Source organism: Faecalicoccus pleomorphus DSM 20574, from assembly GCF_000420345.1.
Taxonomy (GTDB): domain Bacteria; phylum Bacillota_I; class Bacilli_A; order Erysipelotrichales; family Erysipelotrichaceae; genus Faecalicoccus; species Faecalicoccus pleomorphus.
The window spans coordinates 1-23834 of sequence record NZ_ATUT01000008.1; the positions used below are offsets into that span (position 1 = coordinate 1).

Sequence of the window (23834 nt, forward strand, 5' to 3'; positions counted from 1 at the left end):
AATTGTTTTTGGTCGAACTAATTTTACTAAGGATATACCTTTTTTTCTATATTTCCAGAAAAACGAATTTACACAAGATATTTTATGCTATCAATCCCATACTGAAAATGTGAAAAATTGTTAATTGATATATCTAAATCAGCAATGTTCAAACCTCGATTATCTATTTGAAATTGCTGCCAATAAGGCAATATATCTTTTGATAAACCTATGCCTATTTTATTAACCACTTTGTACCAGGTCTTCATAATTATTACTGTCCAGATACAACAGTTACACATCCTGAAAAAGCATTCTGAAATGCATAAATATTATATGGACCACTAGGATTATTTGTTGTATAATTCATCATTCTAAGTAAATATTGGTTTAGTAATCTGTTAATTTCATTCTTTGCTGCTTCTTCCCCTTCTGGAAATTCTATAGTTGAAAGATCTGTTCCTTCATAAGAAATAAGACCCAATGCATTTAAACGTTCAGCTAACTGCACATCATCGCATGGCTCTCCAACATTTAACAGAAACCCCCATGAGCCATATTCAGAAAAAGAATGCCCTGTAATTCCACCTGGAAAATTCCAAGCAATTACATAGGTCGGAGCAACTACATCCTCTAATTCTTCACCTTCAATTGTTGATCCATTAATACTAGCTCTCATCATACTATTACTAAGATTCTGACCCCCAATTGTACCATAAACTACAGTCTCTCCATACATAAATTATTTCCTCCTTTATTTATCTGCTTGTTCAAGCATTCTTTTTACTTGTTCACAATATTCTTTATTTACTTTATTTAAGCCACCATTTAAACAGGCTAAATGGGCTAGACATCTTCTACACTTGTCTCTTACTTCACAGGTAGAACATTCTTCTGGCCATCTAAGATGCTCACAATATTCTAGAAATATTCGCCAACATTCTTCTAAACTAGAATCTAATACTGATAACTTAGGTTCTTCAACAAACAGGCAGAAAATCATATTTCCATTCCAGCTGATATTAAATTCTGTTCCATAACCTTGACATTTTTTTATTGGTAAATCATCTTTTTGTGCTGGCAAATTTGTCCAGAGATCGGCCATTTCTCTTGTACAATCTGGTGAAAAGAAATCAATAGCACATTCATTTGCTTTACTTTTAGCTCCACGAAGTGATGGATAACAAGCGCTGCTGTGATACCAAGGTAATTGATTCTCTTTGGCATATCTCGCAATATTTTGCGCATCTTCTTTATTCAGTTTTGTAAAGGTAGTAACCAATTGGATTGGATACCCTTTTTCTTGTAGTTTCTTGATACCTGCATCAACTTTGCCAAACCCATTCTCTATACCACAGACTCTTTTATACACTTCATCATTGGAACCATAGAGTGTTATTTTTATCAAATCAGGCGGATAGTCCTCAAATAACTCTAAAATCTCATCTGTGATTAAAGATGCATTTGTCTGAAGTATTCTTTTAAATCCCATTCTAGATAAGCCAATCCAAATCTCTTTAAAATCAGGATGTAATAAGGGATCTCCACCTGTGATGCAAAGGGAAAGAACACCCATCTCTTGTGTTTGTTTGGCTACATCTAGCCATTGGTCTCCTGTTAATTCTTTTCCAAAATTTGTAATTTCTTCCTTTGAAAGATGGACATAACACATTTGACAATTGAATCCACATCGAGGAGTTAACTCAAAAGTTGCATGAATAGGAATTTTTTGTTCAAAAGCACTTTTCTTAATCCTAGCCATGGTCAAAATTCCATGTAAATTTTGTTGCATTGCCATTCTTACTTTTTTCCTTTTTCTATCATTTTTGCTTGTTCCTTTGTCAACTTTATTTTGGCAACCCCTACTTTAGGTTCTGGTCTTCCATTTTCCAACATATAGTTTTTATCTAATAAATCTAGAAAATCATGAATATCCTTTTGTGCCTGTTCTTGTGTCACTCCTGAAAAATGTTGCATAACTTTTTGTACTAAACTATCTTCTGTAAAATCTTCATCTTTCATTTGTTCCCATAACCAGGCTGTTGAATCTGTAATCTGCATCATCGGTGATATTTGTGAAAGTTTTCCAATGGGGACTACAATATTTTCTCCTGCAATTTTTCTTAAAACTAAATCTTTTTTTAGTTTCATCTTCTCCTCCCGCAAAACTTACTTATAAATCTCAATTTTTTCGTACAATTTTTTTCGATCTTTACTTTCGGAAAATACTTGTTTTAAATGAATTGGAGCTTTTTCTTTTGTACAAATTTTTTTGATTCTTCTACAAGGAAAATAAATCCAGCCTATGATGATAAGTATGGGAAATTTTTGTGCTTGAGGCCATTTATCTTTTATCATAGAATTCATGGTTCTTATAAATTGCACAAATCTTTTATGTCCGATATTTTTTCTCTCATAGTCTGTTATAAACAAGCTTTCTACATATCGTTGATTATTATTAGCTCCAAAATTGCCACCATCCAAAATATCTTTCAAAAGCATAAATGCCAAATCGTCGTCTTTTGACATATAAGATTGAAAAGGTAAATCAAACGCTATGGAACAAGCTTTTGATAATAGTGTTGCGTATTTCCACAGTCCTATTGTTTGAAGTCTATCTTTGAAGAGCTGCTCAAAATTATCTACAGACTGAATAAATACTGCCCAATCGCATAAATGTCTAAGTCCTATACCTTCTGAAATTAAATGTTTTTGTGTATGCATCAACATCACTAGCCCATGATAGAAATCACTTGGCACCACACATGTTAATCCATCTTCTGTTATTTCTTGTGTTTCATCAAAAAAATTGGATAATACATCTCTTACTGCAGATTCGTGTTTTTGATCTGGTAATCCCGGAAAATCAAAATGCATTTCAAAATACATATCTTCTTTAATATACACTTTGTGACAACAATGATTTTGGTCTAAACGATGAAAACCTTCCTGTTTTAGTATGGTTTCCACTCTATTAGTGTCTTCCGGTTTAATAATGAAATCTACATCCCCCATTTGACGAATCATCGGTTGTGGATAATAATGTGCAGATGCAACACCCTTTAAAACACAGTACTCAACATGATGCTTTTTCATGATACTATGAAGATAAGCATGGTAGGAATAATTCCTTGCGGTTAAATCGGCTTGGCTAATTAAGTTAGAAAAAATTTTATTCTTTAATAAATCATCGATTTGATATTCATTACTATTTAGAAATGCTGGGGTTATTACAGCTTGTTTTTTTGCACATTCATAAACTTTATCAAAGTCAATAAATTGATTCTTATCAAACTTTGTCTGAAACATTACATTGGATATCATTTTACATAAGATATCTTGTTCTTTTGTTAATTGATTTTTATGCATTCTTATCATCCAATATAATCATATTCTCTCTCCATTTACTCTAACTAAAATTAGTCAAAATAAATCTTACCCTCTCCCCATATATAAGTGTCAACAAATAGCTATTTTATAACCAAACATGCGTTAAAAATGGTGAGTATAACCATTTTATAACTAATTTTATAGTACTAAGTGGAGAATTTAACCATTATCACATATTTTGTGTTTTTTAAATCATGCTTAGGTATAAACAAAACAATTCAAGTATAACTGAAACAAATCTAAATTTGGTAATCTTTTCAGATATACTTGAAATCATTCTGAATTTCTCTTTTATTTTCACTAGATCTAAAAAAAAGTGAGAGTTACCTGCTCTCACTTTATACTGTCGGTGTTGTTTGTTGCATGGATGGATGCCATGTAGTTTGTGTTGGATATTGGCTGACATCAATCTGGAGCTCATTGATCTTTTGTTGGATCTCCGGATTTTGATCTTGATAATAGAAATAAATAACATTAGCCAACAAGCGCTGTTTGGTTCCAGCTTCCAGTGGAATGCTTCCATCAATATAACAGGAAAGCTCAATACCAGTACTCATTGTATTTTCATTGACTACTTGTACAGTGACATTGTGTTCTACCGAATTGCCTTCTTCATCCACACCACTGACAACAATCGGATATTCACCTTCAGCTACCAGATTCACATCCCCTATCACTTGAATCTTGGCTTGTTCATCTTCATCAATAGCCAGGAAATATTTTGTTAAATCAACGTCTAAGGCATTTTGTTCAATGACAATGCGATCCTGCATACCTACAAACGTTGGTGGTGTTGTATCTTCTGATTTACTCTTTGTTTCTTCCTGTATTTGATTTTCTTGTGGTTTATTCGGTTGTTGTTTGGATTCAAACACAAAATATAAAGCCATCAAGACAAAAACAATTAAAAGAACGAGTATGATCAATATACTTATTTTTTTACTGAATTTCTTTTTAAAGGGTGATTCTTTTTCCGGATCGATCTTTACCTCCGGAAGATCTTTAAATTCATTATTTTCATTCTTTCGGGTTTCTCTTTCCATCACTTATCCCCCTTTTCTCTAATAATAGTTATAGTAGGATTCAGTTGTTCGATCCGTCTTGCTTAAAACAGAACCGATAACATGGGCTCCATTTCTTTGCAGCTGTGTTAAAGCGGTACGTGCCACCTTTTTATCTGTGTCTTGAGCCGATACGACAAAGATGGTTCCATCACTTACACAAGATACTGGTATCGCATCAGAAACAGAAAGAACCGGTGGACAGTCTAAAATGATAAAATCAAAACGTTGGCGCATATAGGCTAGAAATTCTTTGAACTTATCACTGGATAATAGTTCCAAAGGGTTAGGTACTTTAATGCCGGCCGGCAATACATACAAGATACCATCTCCTTTTTTATCTTTGAATTTCTGAAAGAAAGTATCAGGAATATTCATGTCTTCCTGCGCTAATACGTTACTTAATCCAAAACGATTAGAGATATTAAACTTTTTATGAATATAAGGTTTTCGCATATCGCAATCCACAAGTAATACTTTACTAAATTGATTGGCGCTGACAATAGCCAAATTCGAAGCGGTTGTCGTTTTTCCCTCACCAGAATTTGCACTTGTAATATTGACAACCTGCACTTTTGTATCTACAGAAGAATATTCAATGTTGGTACGTAAATGGCGATACACTTCCAATTCATCAAACTGCTTTGATTTCTTTGTCGTATTGTTTTTCATATTGATTCCTTTCCTCTCCAGAATCTTCGATGAGATCCTGATTTTGTTATCGTTTCAAATGGTTCATTTTTTAAAATATGCTCCGGATTTTTATGAAGTACTATATCTGCTGCTTCTTGTCCTACATTCTTTTGTATCCATTGATACGCATCCGATAGCTGACAAATTCGATGACCCCTTGTCCGATGCGCATCACTGGCCACAAGATGCACCATACCATGTTTAAATAACTGATAAGCATTTTTCTGGACGGTTCTTCCATGATGTCCCAATAGACTGGTGCGATTAACTTGAATCTTACAACCCATATCGATCCAGTCTTGCACACGTTGTAAATCAATCTTTGTATGAAAATATCGTTCTACATGCGCTACAATTGGTGTATACCCACGAATAATTAATTCATACAACCTATCTTCTACCTGTGTTGTATCTTGTAGCTTTTCTTGTACATTAAACTCACAAAGAACATAATTCGAATTGGCTAATGGATAAAACCATTCGTTTTCTATCATTTCTAAATAATCTTCATTTAAGAACAGCTCACAGCCGGAATAATAGTCAATTCCAAAAGTATGAGCCAAGTCTCTTGTTTCAACCATTCGATTGGCCATTTGACTCACTTCGTTCCACTGTTGTCTTCCGGGTATAAAATGTGGTGTGGCAATAATGGTATCAATGCCATCTTCTTTTGCCATTTGAAACAACATCTTACACTCTTCAAGCGTTTGTATGCCATCATCAATCCCCCAGGTACAATGATTGTGCGTATCTATAAAAGACATGGAATCTTACCTTTTATAAGGTACAGCAGCCAATACTGGAATGCCTAAATAGTTTTCAGCGGCTTCTCTTGTACGAAGACGATTATCAAACAAATAATGAACAATGACTATCCCTGCTGAAAGTGCAAAACCTATCATAAATCCCATTAGAGTAAATTTTGAACGGCTTGGTGATACCGGATTTTCATTGACTTTTGGCTCATTGATGACAGCTAAGTTATCAATACGAAGTACATCCAACATTTCTTCATTAAATACAGAAATGGTGTTTTCCACAATTTCATACGCTAGCTGTGGATCTGTTGTCGTCGATTGAATATCGATCAATTCGGTATCTGTGGCATTACTGATTTTTAGGGTACTTAAAACAGCTTGGTAATTATCTAAGCCTACTTTTTCTGCCACTTCTGCCGTAATTGTCTCTCCCTGTAAGATTTGAATATAGTTATTGACCATACGAGAGTTTGTTTGAATACTGTTATAATCGATGGCTCCTTGTTCACTAATGCGCGGTGTAATATAAATCGTCGCCTCACTGCTATATTGCTTTGGAATGATAAATGTGGCAAGCACCAATCCAATTATCGCAAAGACAATGGAAGTAAAGGCAATCGGTATAATTCGTTTTTTCAATGCCGCAAACAGATCTTTTAGATCAATCACCATTTCATCCTGATTTATTTCCATTTTTTCATTCATTATATGTACTCCTTCTTTTTTATTCGTTAGTGGATGTATCGGCATGCAATACATCGGAAATCTTTTGCTTTGCTTCTTTGACGGTTGCCTGATCGGGAATCATGACATACGCTGTTGTCCCTATTTCTGCACACATCAAGCTATCACCGGTTCCATCCAACATATATTGTTCGATCTTCCATGACGGATTTTTATCCAATTGAAACTGCACCAGGCTGGCAATTTCATCACTGGAGAGATTGGTTTCAAAGGTGTTGCCCAAGGCTTCCAACAGTGATGTATAATTCATCAAAACCGATGGTGAAGTCACGGCATCAATGATCCCCATCAAAACAATTTGCTGGTTTCTGGTTCGCTGTCTATCACCATCCACATAAGCATAACGTTCTCTTGAGAAGTTTAAGGCTGTTTTTCCATCAATATGCTGTTGTCCTGCCGCAATACTAAATCCTTTGGTTTGTGTAGAACTGGCAACAGCGGCTTCTTCCGGTACATTAACATCAATGCCACCTAAAGCATTGACTACTTCAGTTACACTGTCAAAGCCTACCTTAAACGTGTAATTAATTTCGATCCCTAAAAGATTTTCAATTGTCATCTTGGTCGTATTAACACCATTCATTCCTGTATGTGTCAGTTTATCCATAGCTCCATTTTGACAGCCATCGTCCGCATCACAAACGGTTGTCACATAATAGTCACGAGGAATGCTTGTCAATAAAATGGTCTGCGTATTCGGATTGACTGTTACAACCATATTCACATCCGAGCGTGCATTTTCTTCAATATCGACACGAGAATCACTACCCGTTATCAGTACATTAAACGAATGACTCATGATGTCATCGACAGATTTTGCTTCCGTATTATTATTCACTTCAATCTCTGTTTGAAAGATCACACGCGTATTTATATTAAAGTTGGCGAAGTCTTCCATATCCGTAATTGCCGAGCGACTGGACTCCGGTAAGATGATGGCATCGACTTCATATTTATAAAACGCATCCACCATACCGGATAAAGAGTCATACTTCTGACTTTCAAAATCGACATGATGTGATTCAATATCTTTGACACATGTCTCTGTTCGATCTTTGGAAATCGTCGAAAGCATACCAATCGTCTTTTCTTTCAAATCTTGTATGGTTTCATAATCACTGCTCTCCTTGACAATGACCGATACCATATTTGCGCCTCTTGATGGTGTTGATATCTTTTCCAGCATAGAATTGGTGGCCTGCACATAATAACCAACAGTTCCACTGACAACCATGATCAAGACCATAAAAATAGCACTGATGATTCGTCCAACCTTCTTTTTAAAATAGAAATTAACTAATAAGATCAACAAAACATCCAACACGCAAAAAACGGCAATAGCTAAGAACAAAAATTGATTAGGTATTGCCTTCAATGTGATCAATTCATAGAATAAAAAACCTGTACACAATACTAAAAGTACAGAAAGTGTGACATACAAAATACGTTCCACCTTTTTCATTGGAATCCTCCTTGTATCTCACCCTCTAATAACCTAATCATTATTTTAACGTATTTAAATTCAAATACAATAGCCATATGATGTATAATTGGAAATTTCATTCATATAACAATTTTGTAACAATGAATATATGACAAAAGGGACCGAAGTCCCTTTGTTTGTGTTTATTAAGCTCGTTTACGCCATACCAATAAGAGCCCCATTAAAGAGACAGCACTGCCAATTAAGCTGATGAATAATCCCGCTCCTGTCTTAGCAGCAGTATCAGATCCATCTGTATTCTGACCTGGATCTTCTTGACCTCCGTTTCCTGGCTGCTCATTTTCCTGGTATGCATTGGTAAAGATGATAGCTTCTTGTGCTTCTCCATCTTTCGTGATGTCACAAGTTGTGACAACTATATGTCCTTTTTGATCATCTTCTACATGGATCACGATATCATAGATACTTTCATCGTATTGAATACCTTCTTGTCCATCATTGACTTCGGATATTGTGTAACTATAGTTACCAGCTTTGTCAAAGTCAATTGGTTCAAAGTTGATCATTCCTTTTTCGTTGTTTGTTGCTTTGGATACGACATTTCCTTCTTCATCTTTTAACTCAAAAGTAAACTGTCCATCGCTTAGCTCTTTACCCTCTAACTTCTTGATAGCACCAAGCTGTACATTGGCACTGCTGATTGGGGCATACGTATTTTTAAATACGATAGAATCTACTGCTTTTTGATCTTTAGTAACCGTCCATTCTACCTTTAAAGTACCATCACCCTGATCCGTAACAGTAGCCACAGCATTATATACAGAAGTATCGTAGTTCATACCCAAGACTCCTGTATTAAACTCAGAGATGGAATATTGATATGTACCTGCTTTATCAAAGGTGATTGGGACAAAGGCAACGTTGCCATCGGCATCATTTGTAGCTTCGGAGACTACATTTCCCGCCGTATCCTTCATCTGGAATGTAAATTGACCAGCTTCTAAGTTCTGACCTTTCAATTCTTTTTGAATAGATACTGTGCCATCCGTTGGTGAACTTGTCACAGTCGTAGTTTGATATACATTCACAAATGTGAATTTAGGTCCTTGTGTCGGAGTAGAAACAACACTTAATGTGCCATCTCCATTATCTGTCACTGTAACTGTAACGTTCTTCACAGTTGTATCATTGGTTACACCAGCCACAGCACCCGATTCACTAATGGTATAGATAAATGTCTTAGAGCGTGTAGATGCGTCCACTTCCTGTGTATCTTCTGTTGTCTCTTCGACATTGCCGAATACATTTTCCATCGTATATTCGATCAAATCAAAATCAACATTTCCAGAAGCATCATTGGTCACAGTTGCGATTGAAGGCATCGGTGCCCCCTCAGATCCGGTAATCGTAAATTGATATTTACCTGTGATATCCGGTAGATTCGCTCCACTATTGGCCTGTAAGACTTTAGTTCCCTTCATATCAATGGATGCTTTGGCATTTTGTCCATATACATTGACAAAGTCTAAGGCTGTCGTACCTTCCGGATAGATGACTTCTATAGCTAATGTGCCATCGCCTTGATCCGTTACTTGCACCTGAATTGTAAAGCTGGATCGTACACTTTGAACACCAGTAGGTGGTGTCATTTCTTCCACAGTATAGTTATAAGTATAGATATTTTGTTCTTTGATAGCTAAACCATTGGCAACATCTGCATTCAACTGCTGGGTTGTATAAGTTATCGGTGTAAATTCAATGTTTGCTGCTTGTCCATTCACTGCAGACTGGTTTGTACCGCTCGATACCGGTGTTTTAGTGGCATCTTTTGTGTTCGTTATGACAAAGTTAAATTCAGAAGCAAGCATGTCACGTCCATTTAGCGTTTTTGTAGTCTGAATTTTTGTAGCACCCTGTCCGCCTAATGTGCCACTGGCATCATAACGGTTATTAAACACAACAACAGCATTTTGATCAAAGACTTGGTCATCCACTGTGGTTTGAACACTAAGTGTACCATTTCCATTATCTGATACGCGGATTGTCACTGTATGTTCAACTTGATCATACGTATAACCAGGCTTGTTATCCGGAATAACTTCTTTGATTAAATATGTAAATGTTTTTCCGATATCCTTTTGATCAAATTTCATCGAATCAAATACACTTGTTATAGAAGTATAGCTACCATCACTATTGATTAGTTCTTGTGCCGGCACGGTAACTTTTGTGATTTCCTGACCGGCTTTTTCACTGGATTCTTTATCTTGTGCCGTAACAGTAAATGTAAACTCATCTTGATCAATAGATTTACCGATCATGTTCTTCTGAATACGTAAAGCTCCCACTGCATTATAATCTAGCGAAGTCGTACTATACGTATTGGTAAATGTCGTATTTTGTTGTGTTTGCGCTACAGCACTCAATGTTCCATCACCGTTATCTGTGACAACCACTTCGACTTCAGCTGTATGATCATCATATGTTATTCCATAAGTGTTTTCCGGTATCACTTCGGAAACAGTATAATGATATTTACCTGCTTTGTCATAAGTGATTTTTCCAAAGTTAAAGCTGTCGGCATTATCCTTGGTAACTTCAATCGTCTTGGATTGTTCAGTAGATCCTTCCGGCATTGGTGCGCCTTCCAAACCTGTTAATGTAAAGTTGAACACATCTTTTTCTGTCCAGTCACGGCCTGCCAAATCTTTTGAGAAATTAAAGCTTGTCGGCACTCCCGTAAAGGCTGTTGTGCTATATGTATTGGTAAATGACAAATCTGTATCTTCTGATTCTAAGGCTGGTTCTGTCTTAATGGAAGTATCTACCTTCATCGTACCGTCACTTTGATCTTCAGCAGTCAAAATCACATACTTCTTTGTCGCATCATAAGTGATGCCTGAAATTTTATTGGTCGCATCTTCTTTGACTTCAAAAATATATGTTCCTTCTTTTGTGATTTGAATTTCACCAAATTGTGCACTCTTTGTGGCAGACGAATCATTTTCATCGTACGTAATCAATAATGCACCTGCATTTTCTGGCAATACTACACTCTTATCCTTTACAGCTTGTTTTGTGATATCATCATATGCTTCCAGAGTAAAGGTAAACGCATCACCCTTTTTCCATTCTCTGCCAGTCAATGTCTTATTTACCACCAGATTTGTATCTCCTGTCGATCCTGTTGCACTGTACTTATTTTCAAAAGTAGTTTTTCCTTCAACTTTGGATTCAACAGTTAAAGTACCATTTTCGTCAGAAACGGTATAAGTCACAACAACTTCATGCGAATCATATGTAACACCATTCAACATATTATTTTCAGCATCTTGTGGAATATCTTCCTTCATTGTGATTTCATAAATACCTGCTTTGGTAAATATTAAATCACCGAATTGAACATTACCCTCCGCATCATTAGTAGCTGTCAAAGTTTCTGGAAGAGTTATGCCAGTTTCATCACCTTCTGTCAGCTGCATACTGAATGTAAATTCTCCGGCCTGAAGCGGTGTTGTTCGATCCCCGGATAATGTCTTTACCAAAGAAATTGGAGTTTTTGTAATCTGGGTTGGTGTAAAGTTATTCGTAAAGGTAATCGCATCAACATCGGTTTGATCATTATCTTTTACAAAATCATCCTCTTCTATTTTACCTTTTACAAATTGTGATTCAGCTACTGTTAATTGTCCCTTTGCATCTGTAACAGAAATTGTAACTAAATAGGCAGCATCATCATAAGTAATACCTGTAATACTTTCTTTTGTCTCTTGTACAATGAATGTATATGCCCCCTGCTTATTAAAAGTAATATCTCCAAAGCTATCAGCTTTTGTTTCACTTTCATTTGTAATTGTTACTGTCTTTGCATCGTCTGGTACAATTACATCTTTATTGTTGATTGCTTCTTGTGTTTCTTGTCCATAAGCATCTAAAGTGAAAGTAAACGCATCACCATCTTGCCAATTCCGTCCGGTTAATGATTTTTGAACTTGAATTTTAGCTTCTGTGTTTTTTCCAATCACAACTGGTTCTGGTTTATAGGTATTGGTAAAAGTTATACTTTCATTTGTTCCTATCGAAATATCTCCGCTGGCAATAGAATCCTCTATTTTATCTGCTCCCGTTATATTTGATAACGTAAATCCAGTTGGATTATTGATTTCTTGAATGCTGTAATCAGCATTACCCATTCCTAATAGTTCAATGGATTGATTTGCCTTCAATGTAACGGTTGCCGTGCCATTTTCATTAAAATCAATCTCTGTTGTTTCTTCTTTATCATTGGTAGAAATAATACCAGAAACCTTAGTGTTTTTCTTTATTTGCGAAGCAATTTCAAAAGTAAATGTTGCATCTGTTGGAGCAGTGAATCCCTGTTCTGCAGTCACTTGTTTTTGAATAATCAAGGAAGCCGATGGCACTTTTACTACACCATTATTTCCTAAATATACGCAGAAAGATCCACTCTGTGCATCACCAGAAGTACGGAAATTAAATGTTGGTGCAAAAGAAGTAATCGCTGTATTGGTTTCATTACTTGTTTTATCCCTTGTAAAAGCTGCAATATTTCCCAAACGCGGAGAACCAGCCTTTAGATAGACCTTCCCATCTACATCTGATATTACATATTCACTCATTACTGATCCCAATCGTTCCTCATATTTAGTAACTGGCTCCATTTCATCTTTTTGATAATATGTGAATGGAACATAATATGTTTTTGTTGGATCAAAAGTACCTGCCTCAACTTGCGTTAAGCCATTTCCACCATTTTCATAAATCGGTGTATCTTCCTGTAAGAAATAGTAACTATTGTCATGAGCCGGTTCATATTCCACATATGCATTTCCTGCAGTTTTATCATCGGTTAAGCTTAATTTTGTTCCGTCATAATAGTTACTGAAGAATAATATGTTTCCATTTCCATCTTGATGAATTGTATCTGCCAGATACTCTGGAGAAATTTTAGAATAATTAATATTTCCATCATCATCTTTAATGCTCGATTGTAATCCAACACTATAGACTAATCGCATCGGATACATTGTTTGTTCATCAAACGTTTTAACAGTTCCATCATTATTGAGTTCAATTGTATCATGTACAAGCGGAATCAAAGAAGCTGGAATTTTCATCGTCAAAACTTGTCTTCCGTTTTCTTCAGGTTCAGACAAAGTAATTTGAAGATTGCGTAAATCTTGTTCACCATAAACATTGTTTATAAATGTGTCATTTGCCGTATCTAAAGTAATAGAGTTTGTCTCTTTATTGTAATTTCCTTCAAAGAATTTATCTCCAATCACCAATCCTTTTACATCTTTTAATTCCATGTAATCCCCAATAGTATCGGTATATGTAATGTACCCACTATTCGTTAAGCCACCTGTGACTTCTGTAGGTGCTTTCCCTTGATCGACCATGGAATTGGTAATAGATTCAAAAGCTTGATCTAATTCACTAGAATTGTTTGCCGGATAATATTCAGTATTGTATTTTAAAGTAGTAATATCATTTGAGTTTGGATGTGTAAGTCTATAATTATGTGATTCCCTACTACTTTCTGTAACATAGTGAACACTCGGATCACCACCAGTTGAATATTCCTCCCATGCTTCAGCAAGTAATCTGATTTCAGCGGTACCAGACTTGCTAGCCTGATCTAAATTATCATCAGGATTTAAAACCAAATTGGCCAACTCTACCATTTCATCCGTTTGTTGATTTGTACTAAATCCAATCGTATAGATATTCATCTGATCATTAAAATAATGTTCAGTCACAACATTTTTCATATAAGAAGCTGTCATCATAGGCAACATTCCATTGGCTGACCACGCATTAGAATTATCACCCCAGCCTATAGAATCATCACTGTTATCTAGATTTTCCCACCAGTCTATCTCTCCTCGATCACTAAATATAGTCGTTGGTGCACCATCAGACATCAATACTACATTCGGAATTCTTTGAACGTTTTTTCCTTCAATAATCACTGTTGTATCTTCTACACCCATTAACATCTGCATAGCTTCGTTCAAACCATAATGAATATTTGTCTTAGAATCTGTTTTTCTACTATCATTGTTTATATGATTTTCAACTGTTGATTGTCCATCATCTTGACCATTTGTTCCAGAAAAATTAACCAATTCTAAATAGTTCTTATTCTTGATATTCTTAGCTTTAATCTCTTTTGCAGATGTCAAATCCATAAAAACCTGACCAACACGATTAAATGTCACTATGCCTATACGGTTATTTTCATTCGCATTCACTAAGGTATCAATTGTATTGTTTAAAGAATCCACTAAATATTTAATTCGAGAGTCTGAGCCATCCGGATTCGAAACTTTTTGGCTATCAACACCCCATGTCATACTTGCAGAAAAATCCAATACAAAAACGACATCAATTGGAGATGCTGTTTGTGATTTAATTGTTTGAGCACTTGATAAAGCAGAAAAAGTTACTAGAAAATCTTCTCCATCTTCAAGTTCGAAATTCTTACCTCCATAATCTGCCGTAGTACCTACACTCTTATCAGTCCATATGCGACCTGCATACTGTGTAGATCCCTGGTTATACGTTTCTTGATAATTCATAGCAGTTGATGGGTCTGCTGTATTTTCACTTGCGTATACAGCATTGGATTGATAAAAAAACATCGTCATCCCCATTGCCAGACACGCAATAAAGGCTAGTGTTCCTGCCACTAACTTTCTGACTTTTCTTCGTCTTTTTAATCGCATAAAAATCTCCCTTTCTGTACGAATCTAATCTAAGTCATTAAAATCTTACCTTCCCCCGTATAGAAGTGTCAATGAATAGCTATTTTATAACTAAATAAAGGTAAAAGGTGGGGATATATATCCGTTTTATAACTGAAAGTGGTGATTTTTATCCATATATTGATTTTTATAAATTAATTTCCAAATAGTATATCCATCTCAAGCATTAATAATCTTTGCCAAAACAATCATCATCTTTTCAATAGAAATTTCTAGTCTGCATCCATGACTTTTCAATACAAAAAGATAGGATGTCAAATTTTTAACATCCTATCCTGTTCCTACTTCTTGATTTTCTTTATGAAAATGTGCAATTAGAAACTTATCTCCAATACTATGTGCATAGATTTTCTTTAACGGATTTCCTCTTTGATCAAACCATCCATCAAAAACATACCCTTTTTTATATGCTGGCAAAAGTTCTATATCAGAATTGAAATAAGTATAGACGTGTGGATTTTTACGTGATGATATACCACCATTGGCATTATAACGTATGTGGTATATCGCAACCTCCCATTTCGCATATAAAGTACAAGATTCTTTGATCACTTGATCAAAGGAGAATGGATTTTTAAACTTAGAATCATAATACCATCCACAAAACTCATGTCCCAATTTTAATGGATGTCGAAATGGTTTAAGATATCCATTAGAATCCACCAGTTTAGGTTCAATATTGCCTCCGCCATTGGATTCAAAAGAAACTTTGCTTCTGGAACGATAATGCGCCTTCAAAGTAATTTCTTCACTTTGTCCTTCCGGAATCACGTGGATCTTTTGACCATTCAAGCTCCAATAATCAAATACCATTCCTGATTTTTTGGCAGGATATAAACGTAAAACACCAGACTCAATATTTAAAAATTGTGGATTTAAACGAGAGTTCATTCCTCCATCCAGATCATAATGTATCTTATACCATATCGGAATCCATTTATCATATAATGTCATTGTTGTAGGCAAAATTCCGCCTGGATTTAAGCGTTTTGTACACTCTTCATCAATATACCAGCCGCCAAACAGATAGCCCTTTCTATGTTCTTGTTCTTTCTCCATTTTTTTCTTCCCTCACAATTGTAATTATACCACAAATGTGGTAATATATCGTTGCTGTCCTCGTAGCTCAGCTGGATAGAGCATGCGCCTTCTAAGCGCACGGTCGGGGGTTCGAATCCCTCCGAGGACGCCATTTTTTTATAGGTTGGTATTGTAAACCACTTGAATCTGCTTTATATAAAGGAGATTTGAGTGGTTTTTTGTTTTCTGGCAACATCAAAATATAAGGTTTAATATTTTATGAATGATAAACATTTTTAGTCATTTAATATGCATAATAAAGGTGTGAGGTAGATAACTACCTTGCATGATAGGTCTTTGAAATGGTGAAAGAATTAATGCACACCACTAATCAAACACATCAATATTATTTGCAGGAGGTTGTGCGGATGATTCAATTAAAAATGATTGTTCATGTGCTATCTTATCGAATCGAAAAAAAGATCAATTTGACAAGAAAAAAAAGCCCAATTGTATGTAGGATATAAAAAAGGGCAACACATCAACGCTTAGAGTATAATACTATTTCAAGACCTTTTCAATAATAGCAAATCAAGCATGCAAAAAAGTAAAAATAACAATCTTAATCAGACAAAACATATTCAAAAATATGAAAAAATATAAATGAATGATTGTCCGTGTACCTAAAAAAGAAATCGATATCTCGAACAAGTTTGAACACTTAAAAACAATAAAACGCTTATATATTAAAACTAGTTATATAATTTGTGCAAAACCACTGACAACATAAACAAAAAAACTTTGCTTAGACGTACTCAAAATCTAACAAGGCAACCAATTAACAAGTAAACTATAACATGGCTCAAACTAAATTAGACACCACAATCAAAAATATAGATAAACCCTTTTGCATATTCTCATAGAAATATGCTTAACCATTCTTTCACTCAATTTTATACAAATTTAAAATACAATCTTAAATTTGTATAAAATCCAATAAAAAACGAGCCTCACAAGCTCGCTATACCTTATTTTGTTGAAATCGCATAAGAATTGATGACGGAAGCTTTTGAATGACCAGCATCATCAGCCATAAGCTGATCAAGCGATCTGCATAATCGGTGACAAACTGAACCACAAAGCAACTGCCCATCAATCCTAACGGTGTTTTGGCCAATATCTGCACAAGGACTGTAGAGCCAGATGAAGTAATCCCGCCAAACAAAGCAGCTGTAATACAGGCACTTAACAAAGAAACCGGAATACTGATCCAAAAAGCCTGCAGGGTAAGAGAACCTATAGATCTCTTCTTTTGATCTTTTACGATCATACCGGTCATAAATCCAAGCATGATCCCTACCGGTGCATAATACAGAGAATAGATGTCCGTTGTCAGTCCAAAGATAAAACCACTTAATACGTTCGGAAGCATTCCATAAAACGGTCCTAATAAAATCGCTATCAAGATGGTACCCATACTATCTAAATAAATCGGAAGATGGAGCCAAAGAGCGATATTTCCTCCTACGATATTGATCACGACCGCCAATGCAATCAAACAAATTTTATAGACTGAATTTGTTTTTTTCATGCGGTTTCCTCCTGAAAGATTTCTTCCAAATACGAAAGTTCTTCTCGTTTTAAATGTAGTATGCGTTCAAGAAAGAAATAAAAGAACTCTTTCACCTCTACACTAGTCAAAATCCACGCATTCTTCTCTTCTTTGTAGAAATCATAGGCATCGACAATACTTTGTCCTCGGGCTATTCCCTGCGTTTCAATATCCGTATAGGCTTCAAAGCCTTGGCAAAGATCCGGTTTTAAGAAATAAGCTACCGCTAAAGGATCATTGATCACACAGCCGATGATATGTTCCCAGTTCCAATGAAAGTCAAAGTAAAACCTGGTAATCTTCGATATAAATTCACCCTGTTTTGCATCCAGTCTTTTGATATACTCTAACAAGGTCGGTGTTAAAACTATCTTTCTGGTGACATCCAGACCGACCATATGAATTTGTTTATGCAACATTTTCATGTGGTTAAAAACGATTTGCGCTGCCTCGGGATCTTCCCAATAATTATATTCGGCCACCGGTGAGCAATTCCCATGTGCTTTATAGCTGCCTCCCATCGACACAATCTTCTCGATGTGCGCAAAAGCACTGGCATCGACTTCAATTAGCCTGGCCAGATTGGTCAAAGGTCCTAATGCGATGACAGAAATCCCTTTTTCAGAAAAGGTTTCCCGAAAAAAATCAATTGCGTTTTTTAAAGGAGGTTGATCCATCACCTCTGGCAGAAAGCTTTCTCCCAAACCATCGCTCCCGTGCGTATCCAAAGCATTCACAAAGTCTTTGATCAAAGGCTTTTCTTCCCCTATATAAACCGGAATGTCCAAACGATTCATATGTCTGAGCACCTTTTTGGCATTTTGGTATCCCATTCTTACCGGAGCATTCCCGGCTACGATCGTAATCGCAATCACTTCGATTTCCGGACTGCATAATGCCAACATGATCGCCAGACTGTCATCAATGCCCGGATCACAATCCAATATAACTTTACGTTTCATGTCATCTCTCCTTTGCATAAAAAAAGCTTTGCCTCCCTAGACAAAACCACACAAAAAAGAAATTTTCTGTCTGTCGCCTATTATTATACTGGGAGGAACATAAAAACCAGTCTTTTCATTTATACCATATTCCCTCACTGAAATCAAATGACATACTGAAATCTCGCTCGAACCATGTTATGATATTGACTAGGAATGGAGTGTTTAGTATGCAGATTCAAATGACGTTAAAAGTCAGTGCCCAAGAATTCTATGATTTTGTCGTTTCCAGCATCCAGGCAAGTTTAGAAATGGCAGATAGTTCCAGCGATAAAGAGGTAAAAGAAGGCACTTCGTATAAGACAAGTATGAAGACCACCTCTAAACAACAAGAAAAGACAAAGGTCAAAGTCACACATTTAAAAGAACCGGAACATATTCGAACGACCTACTCATCGACATCGGTTTCCAGTGCCACCGAATACAAACTCAAGCCGATCGATGATCAAAAATGTGAAGTGACTTATATAGAATCTAACTTTGATGCCCACCACAAAGAATTAGAATTTCAGGGGCTCAAGAAAATGATCCTGGAAAGAAAGTTAAAGAAAAGACTTCATGATGTGGAAGCCTATCTTATTAAAAAGAGAAATCAACCGGAAGAAAGTTGATTTCTCTTTTCTTTTTATCTCTGATGCAGTTCAATCGAATACTCGTACGTTTGGCCATCGTAATAAGAAATCGTATATTCGATAGGTTCGTTACGATCGTTTAACGACAGACGAATACGCTTTAAAATCGGCCTTCCTTTACTGATATGAAGAGCTTTGGACAATGCCACGTCAGCCAACATACTGGAAAACGTTTCTTTGATCACGATCGGTTTTCCAATATTCGCTTTTTCAAATTGACCATACATTGAATCCTCAAAAGCTTTTGGATCCATCGGTAATTCAAAATGCCCCGGAATATAAGTTTCAAAAAGAACGATCGGTTTATCGTTGGCCGTACGAATACGAATCAACTGATAAACATCTTCTTTAGCTTCCAACTCCAACATATCTTGAATGCTCTTAGATGGTTTCATCTTTTTTAGCGTGACATATGATGTTCCCGGTTTCATCTTACGTTCCAAAATTTCAGTTGTGAAGCTGCGAATCGCATTGGCACTTTCATTGATACGAGAACTGTAAGTGACCGTTGTTCCTTTTCCCCGTGCTTTTTTGACATAACCTTCCGCTTCCAATTCCGTAATAGCCTGTCGAATCGTAATCCGACTGACATGAAAGATCTTTTCCAGCTGAGGCTCGGCGGGAATTAAGCTGCCGCGAGGATATTTATCATTTTCTATCTCTTCCTTTAATGTCATCTTGACTTGCAGATAGAGAGGAAGCGACTCTCTGTCAATATTCATAAGATTCCTCCTAACGTACGTAGGCTTTAATCAATTTGATTTCCTCATTCTCACTCTCACCATAAGGACGAATCGTGTAGGCTCCTACCTGAGCCGGAATGATGAAGGTTTCGGCATAATGTACGACAAATGGTTCAAAGGCATGATCCGGACTTTCCACGATTGCCTCTTTACCATCAATTAAGTTTAACACATGAACCGTTCCCTGTGTATCATGATTTGTGATATGATCCGTTGTATAACGTCTGGTTTCAATAAATTCCAGGGCATGAAGACCGGTATGTTCCACTTTACAATCATTTGCTTCTTCTTTGACTTCATAAACCGCATTAACCAGATTTTCTTTAACCCAAGGAGTTGTACGATACCATTGAATCACTTCTTTTCCATGCTCTACATGAACCGGGCGTGGTTTTCCATCCAATCCTAAACGCTCCCAATCCCAAAGCTTGAAAGTAAAGATATAAGGTGTGGCACTGATTTCCAAGACCATCGCATTGTTTCCGGAACAATGACAAGTACCGGCCGGAATTAAGAAATGATCATGTTTTTTTGCCGGAAATTTGTTGATGTATTTTTCGGCATCAAATACGATCTCTCCCTTTTGCGCTTTACGCAGGTCTTCGATCATCTGTTCTTTGTCAATATTTTCTTTTAACCCTAGATAGACACAGGCGCCTTCACCGGCATCTAAGATATAGTAGCTTTCATCCTGTGTATAAGTCATCCCAAAATTCTTCTTGATATATTCTGTGACCGGATGGACTTGTAAAGAAAGGTTTTGGCCACCCATCGTATCCAAAAAGTCAAAACGAATCGGGAATTCTGCCCCAAAACGAGCATAAATCTGTTCCCCTAACAGTGCCTTTGGCTGATACAACACCAAATCCATACACGGCAGTTCTACGACAATGCCATCATAATCAAAGAGAATGCTGTTTTCTTCCGGTACGCCATCAAAACTCCATGCGAAATTCTTTTGTTCTTTATCCAGATGACAAACTTCTTTCATCCATTGTCCGCCCCATACACCTGGATCAAAATAAGGAACAGTTCTAAACGGTCTCGTAGCCAATTGTGCCAGACTGTCACAGAACGCTTGTCCGGTAATCATCTTTGGATCATTTTGTTTGTTGGTATCCACCACATAATCGAATTTTTCAAAAAGTCTTGCCTTGTGTTTATCCGCAATACGCCATTCAATAAAATAAGCTCTTTTGTACTTACGCAAAATATCTTCATCCGGATTGTTGGTTTTATAATTGGTCATGCCTTTTCGATAACGCAGCTGGATTTCCCATCGAGCCATATCAAAATACACCAGGATATCGCCAGTCGTCACTAAAGAGGCCCCTACGCCATATACGATGGTAAAACCGTTGGCTTGTTGCACCTTTTCCTGGGCTTCCTTCAATTTATCTTTATCGATAAAATCAATAAAGTCACCATAATACATCTTTCCAAAAACACGATCATCCGTCAGATGATATTTCATCTGCTCTGTAATTACCGCTTCTTCTTTAAATAAATCATAACTTGCGATAAGACAGGAAGCATCAAAACGATGAATCAGCTGCATTACTTCTTCTTCATCAACACCCGGGTAATAATCAAATACCAATGTACAATTCTCTTTGATCTTGGAAGACAATTCTTCATAGATCGCATCATAGCCACGAATGGCCTTATGATTTTTTATTTTTGTTTTGGGAAACTTATCATATTTTGATTCAAAATTTAAATAGCTCATTTTATCTGTTCTCCTTTATTGTTATCTTACCATTCTCACGAAATACACGTACGGAAAAAGGCATCTCTTCTACACGTTTATAATCATGTCCGGCATTTACCGGCCAACAACACATCACTTCCAGCTTAGAATCCGATGTGTTCACCAGACGATGCGCTAAAGTTCCATCGATGTGATGAATACTTCCTTCCCGCATTGTTTCGGCATGACATTGTCCTTTTTCATCCATTAAAAGTAAAAGTCCTTCTCCTTTTTGACAAACATAGATTTCATCACACTGCTCATCTTCATGAAAATGACCTCTTGTCACATTACATTCCTGATGGACACAAACAGGCTCCATAACCGTCAGACCCCAGTTTAGATTTTGCGTATGATCATTTTTTGTCTGGCATGTATAAACCGTATACATCAATGTATCCTGTGGCAATGATGCATCTTCACTGGCATAAAATGATTTTGCCTGCGCATACATTTTGTAGGAAACTTCGACTGATTCTCCATCGATCTTTCCCTGCTTAAAATTTTCTATCCATTTTGCCTCTGTGATCTTCATATATTCCTCCTACACAAAGATTATAACATTATAATGTTTAAGTCAATGAGTTTGTATTGGAACCCTTCTTTTTTATGTTATAATACCCTTTGTAAAAGGTGGTAAACAATATGAAAATAGCCTATTTAATACATTCGGAAAGAGACTATGATGAAGTCATTGAGACATTGAACCAGCTTGTCAAACAAAACGATCATGCCTTTATCATGATCAATGACAACGATTTAAGAGATAAAGTTGCCTTTGTATTTGCCGATCATCCAAGAGTTCATATTTCACATACACAAGAATTTGCACAGGAAGGAGATCTGTCACTAGCCAGGGGTACGATCATACAGATGAAGGAAGCGCTGGAATACGATCAATTCGACTATTTTATCAATCTAACTGATGGCATGATGCCCTTAAAGAGTCGAAAAGAAATCGTAGAATTTTTAGAGAAACAACCGGGTAAAGACTATTATTATGTAGCCTCTAAAGAAACCCCGGAACTCAAAAAGAAAGCGGAACGTTATTATATGTTCACAAACCTTTTAGCTTTTCCAACCAGTAAATTTATTCGTGGACTGACTCGAGGCAATGCCGTTCTATTTTCTAAGTTAGGACTTAAGCGAAAAGTCGATGATGCGTATCAAATTGGAAGTCCCTGGTTTATGTTATCCAATGAAACGGTTAAAAAACTGGTGGTTCACTTTGAATATGTATCCAATACATTTAAAATGGCCTGGTATCCGGAAGAGATGTATATTCCCATGATGATGGAAAAATTCATCTATACTGATCGTGCCGATGATCATATCAATAACGATTATCGATTAATAGGACCAGATGGAAGCTGGCAAGCAAGCAGTGGAGCCAAACCCATCACTGCAGAATTAATTGCGAGTCATCCGGAAGCTTTATTTGGTGCTAAGATCACAACCGAGGATAACTTAGATGTATATCAAGATTATTTCGATATTTATAACACAATGATCAGCGAAGTAGAAAAAGAAAAAGAAAAGACTTTTATTGATCCGGCATTGATCTTAGATTCCTTGAGAAAGGCAAAAGAAAATCGACAAGACTAAGAAGACGCATGTCTTCTTTTTTAGTCTAAAGATGCTCAAAACAAACATATGCAGCATACAATACTTTATCAATCATTCATACACACCGAAAGAAGATGAGAATACTTTTCAACGCTATGTGATCTTCTTCTATAAAAAGAAGAATGTAGTATCTAGAAAACTTTGTATGAAGTGTACAGTGAAAAGCATTGTTTGTGACCTGAAATGGAAATAAAAAAAGCACCAGTTATTTTTTCTGGAGCTTATCGATCAAAGATAATGTATATTTTTTTGAATTTTGAAAGCTTAAAAAATACATCAGTGTCAAGACACCGAAAATGATTCCTAAAATTAAGCCGATCCACTTTAACACATCGCGTACCGAAGCACTAACGGTTAGAAAGTTATCATGCAATCCTGAAAATCCCCAAATCGCAATAGCGGCAAATAATAGAAAGATAAAAAAGAACATTTTCATTGAGCGTCCTAATTTCTTTGTCATCATATTTCTATAAGCAATCTCATTTTTTAAATCTTCTCGCTCTTTTTTTCTCATTCTGCGCTCCTTTACCTAATAAACAAAATCATCCCTCTTGGGAGAAAGGGATGATCTTGAAAGTGTCCTTTTCGAA

19 protein-coding genes and 1 tRNA gene are annotated in these 23834 nt (G+C 36.2%); 3 read left to right on the top strand and 17 right to left on the bottom strand.

The window, feature by feature from the left end:
• Positions 1-253 precede the first annotated feature (253 nt).
• From G413_RS0104775 to G413_RS0104830, 11 genes are all read right to left on the bottom strand, one after another.
• Complete coding sequence (locus G413_RS0104775) at positions 254-718, bottom strand: hypothetical protein (protein WP_022789790.1); 465 nt, start codon at positions 716-718, stop codon at positions 254-256.
• 15 nt (positions 719-733) lie between these two features.
• A complete protein-coding gene (locus G413_RS10990) occupies positions 734-1777 on the bottom strand; it encodes a radical SAM protein (RefSeq protein ID WP_022789791.1) in 1044 nt (347 codons plus the stop codon).
• Positions 1778-1779: 2 nt separating this feature from the next.
• Positions 1780-2130 carry a PqqD family protein gene (locus G413_RS10995; RefSeq protein ID WP_022789792.1) on the bottom strand — a complete coding sequence of 117 codons (351 nt, stop codon included), beginning with the start codon at positions 2128-2130 and terminating at the stop codon, positions 1780-1782.
• An 18-nt stretch (positions 2131-2148) separates the two neighbouring features.
• Entirely contained in the window at positions 2149-3348 is a 1200-nt protein-coding gene (locus tag G413_RS0104790) for a nucleotidyltransferase family protein (RefSeq protein WP_022789793.1), read from the bottom strand.
• Between the two features lie 359 nt (positions 3349-3707).
• Positions 3708-4412, bottom strand: a complete 705-nt coding sequence (locus G413_RS0104795) for a hypothetical protein (RefSeq protein WP_022789794.1) — start codon at positions 4410-4412, stop codon at positions 3708-3710.
• Positions 4413-4430: 18 nt separating this feature from the next.
• Entirely contained in the window at positions 4431-5102 is a 672-nt protein-coding gene (locus G413_RS0104800; protein ID WP_022789795.1) for a CpsD/CapB family tyrosine-protein kinase, read from the bottom strand.
• Entirely contained in the window at positions 5099-5887 is a 789-nt protein-coding gene (locus tag G413_RS11000; RefSeq protein WP_022789796.1) for a tyrosine-protein phosphatase, read from the bottom strand. Before G413_RS11000 ends, G413_RS0104800 begins: the two co-directional genes overlap by 4 nt.
• 6 nt (positions 5888-5893) lie before the next feature.
• Positions 5894-6586 carry a YveK family protein gene (locus G413_RS0104810; RefSeq protein WP_022789797.1) on the bottom strand — a complete coding sequence of 231 codons (693 nt, stop codon included), beginning with the start codon at positions 6584-6586 and terminating at the stop codon, positions 5894-5896.
• Positions 6587-6605: 19 nt separating this feature from the next.
• On the bottom strand, positions 6606-8087 hold the full coding sequence (locus G413_RS0104815; protein ID WP_022789798.1) for an LCP family protein: 1482 nt from the start codon (positions 8085-8087) through the stop codon (positions 6606-6608).
• Between the two features lie 167 nt (positions 8088-8254).
• Positions 8255-14821 (bottom strand): Spy0128 family protein, encoded by a 6567-nt coding sequence (locus G413_RS0104820; protein ID WP_022789799.1) that lies wholly within the window; start codon positions 14819-14821, stop codon positions 8255-8257.
• Positions 14822-15130: 309 nt separating this feature from the next.
• Positions 15131-15919, bottom strand: coding sequence for an InlB B-repeat-containing protein (locus tag G413_RS0104830; protein WP_022789801.1), 789 nt, complete (start codon positions 15917-15919; stop codon positions 15131-15133).
• A 56-nt stretch (positions 15920-15975) separates the two neighbouring features.
• Here G413_RS0104830 and G413_RS0104835 point away from each other — a divergent pair.
• Positions 15976-16052 (top strand) — tRNA-Arg (locus tag G413_RS0104835).
• A gap of 849 nt (positions 16053-16901) precedes the next feature.
• Here G413_RS0104835 and G413_RS0104845 read toward each other — a convergent pair.
• Both G413_RS0104845 and G413_RS0104850 read right to left on the bottom strand, forming a co-directional pair.
• Positions 16902-17471 carry a membrane protein gene (locus G413_RS0104845; protein ID WP_022789803.1) on the bottom strand — a complete coding sequence of 190 codons (570 nt, stop codon included), beginning with the start codon at positions 17469-17471 and terminating at the stop codon, positions 16902-16904.
• Positions 17468-18454, bottom strand: coding sequence for a nucleoside hydrolase (locus G413_RS0104850; RefSeq protein ID WP_022789804.1), 987 nt, complete (start codon positions 18452-18454; stop codon positions 17468-17470). The genes G413_RS0104845 and G413_RS0104850 overlap by 4 nt, the downstream gene beginning before the upstream one ends.
• Positions 18455-18663: 209 nt before the next feature.
• Between G413_RS0104850 and G413_RS0104855 the strand changes: the two genes are divergently transcribed.
• On the top strand, positions 18664-19104 hold the full coding sequence (locus tag G413_RS0104855) for a DUF3284 domain-containing protein (protein WP_022789805.1): 441 nt from the start codon (positions 18664-18666) through the stop codon (positions 19102-19104).
• A gap of 14 nt (positions 19105-19118) precedes the next feature.
• On the opposite strand, the gene G413_RS0104860 is transcribed toward G413_RS0104855, so the two are convergent.
• Genes G413_RS0104860 through G413_RS0104870 form a run of 3 tightly spaced genes read right to left on the bottom strand, consistent with a single transcriptional unit; the run spans position 19119 to position 22153 of the window.
• Positions 19119-19847, bottom strand: a complete 729-nt coding sequence (locus G413_RS0104860) for a GntR family transcriptional regulator (protein WP_022789806.1) — start codon at positions 19845-19847, stop codon at positions 19119-19121.
• A 10-nt stretch (positions 19848-19857) separates the two neighbouring features.
• On the bottom strand, positions 19858-21597 hold the full coding sequence (locus G413_RS0104865) for a class I mannose-6-phosphate isomerase (RefSeq protein WP_022789807.1): 1740 nt from the start codon (positions 21595-21597) through the stop codon (positions 19858-19860).
• Position 21598: 1 nt separating this feature from the next.
• Positions 21599-22153 carry a glucose-6-phosphate isomerase family protein gene (locus tag G413_RS0104870; RefSeq protein ID WP_022789808.1) on the bottom strand — a complete coding sequence of 185 codons (555 nt, stop codon included), beginning with the start codon at positions 22151-22153 and terminating at the stop codon, positions 21599-21601.
• Positions 22154-22263: 110 nt separating this feature from the next.
• Here G413_RS0104870 and G413_RS0104875 point away from each other — a divergent pair, with 110 nt between their 5' ends.
• Positions 22264-23223, top strand: a complete 960-nt coding sequence (locus G413_RS0104875; protein WP_022789809.1) for a beta-1,6-N-acetylglucosaminyltransferase — start codon at positions 22264-22266, stop codon at positions 23221-23223.
• 226 nt (positions 23224-23449) lie between these two features.
• Here the strand turns inward: G413_RS0104875 and G413_RS0104880 are convergent, their stop codons facing one another.
• Positions 23450-23758 carry a hypothetical protein gene (locus tag G413_RS0104880; RefSeq protein ID WP_022789810.1) on the bottom strand — a complete coding sequence of 103 codons (309 nt, stop codon included), beginning with the start codon at positions 23756-23758 and terminating at the stop codon, positions 23450-23452.
• Positions 23759-23834 lie beyond the last annotated feature (76 nt).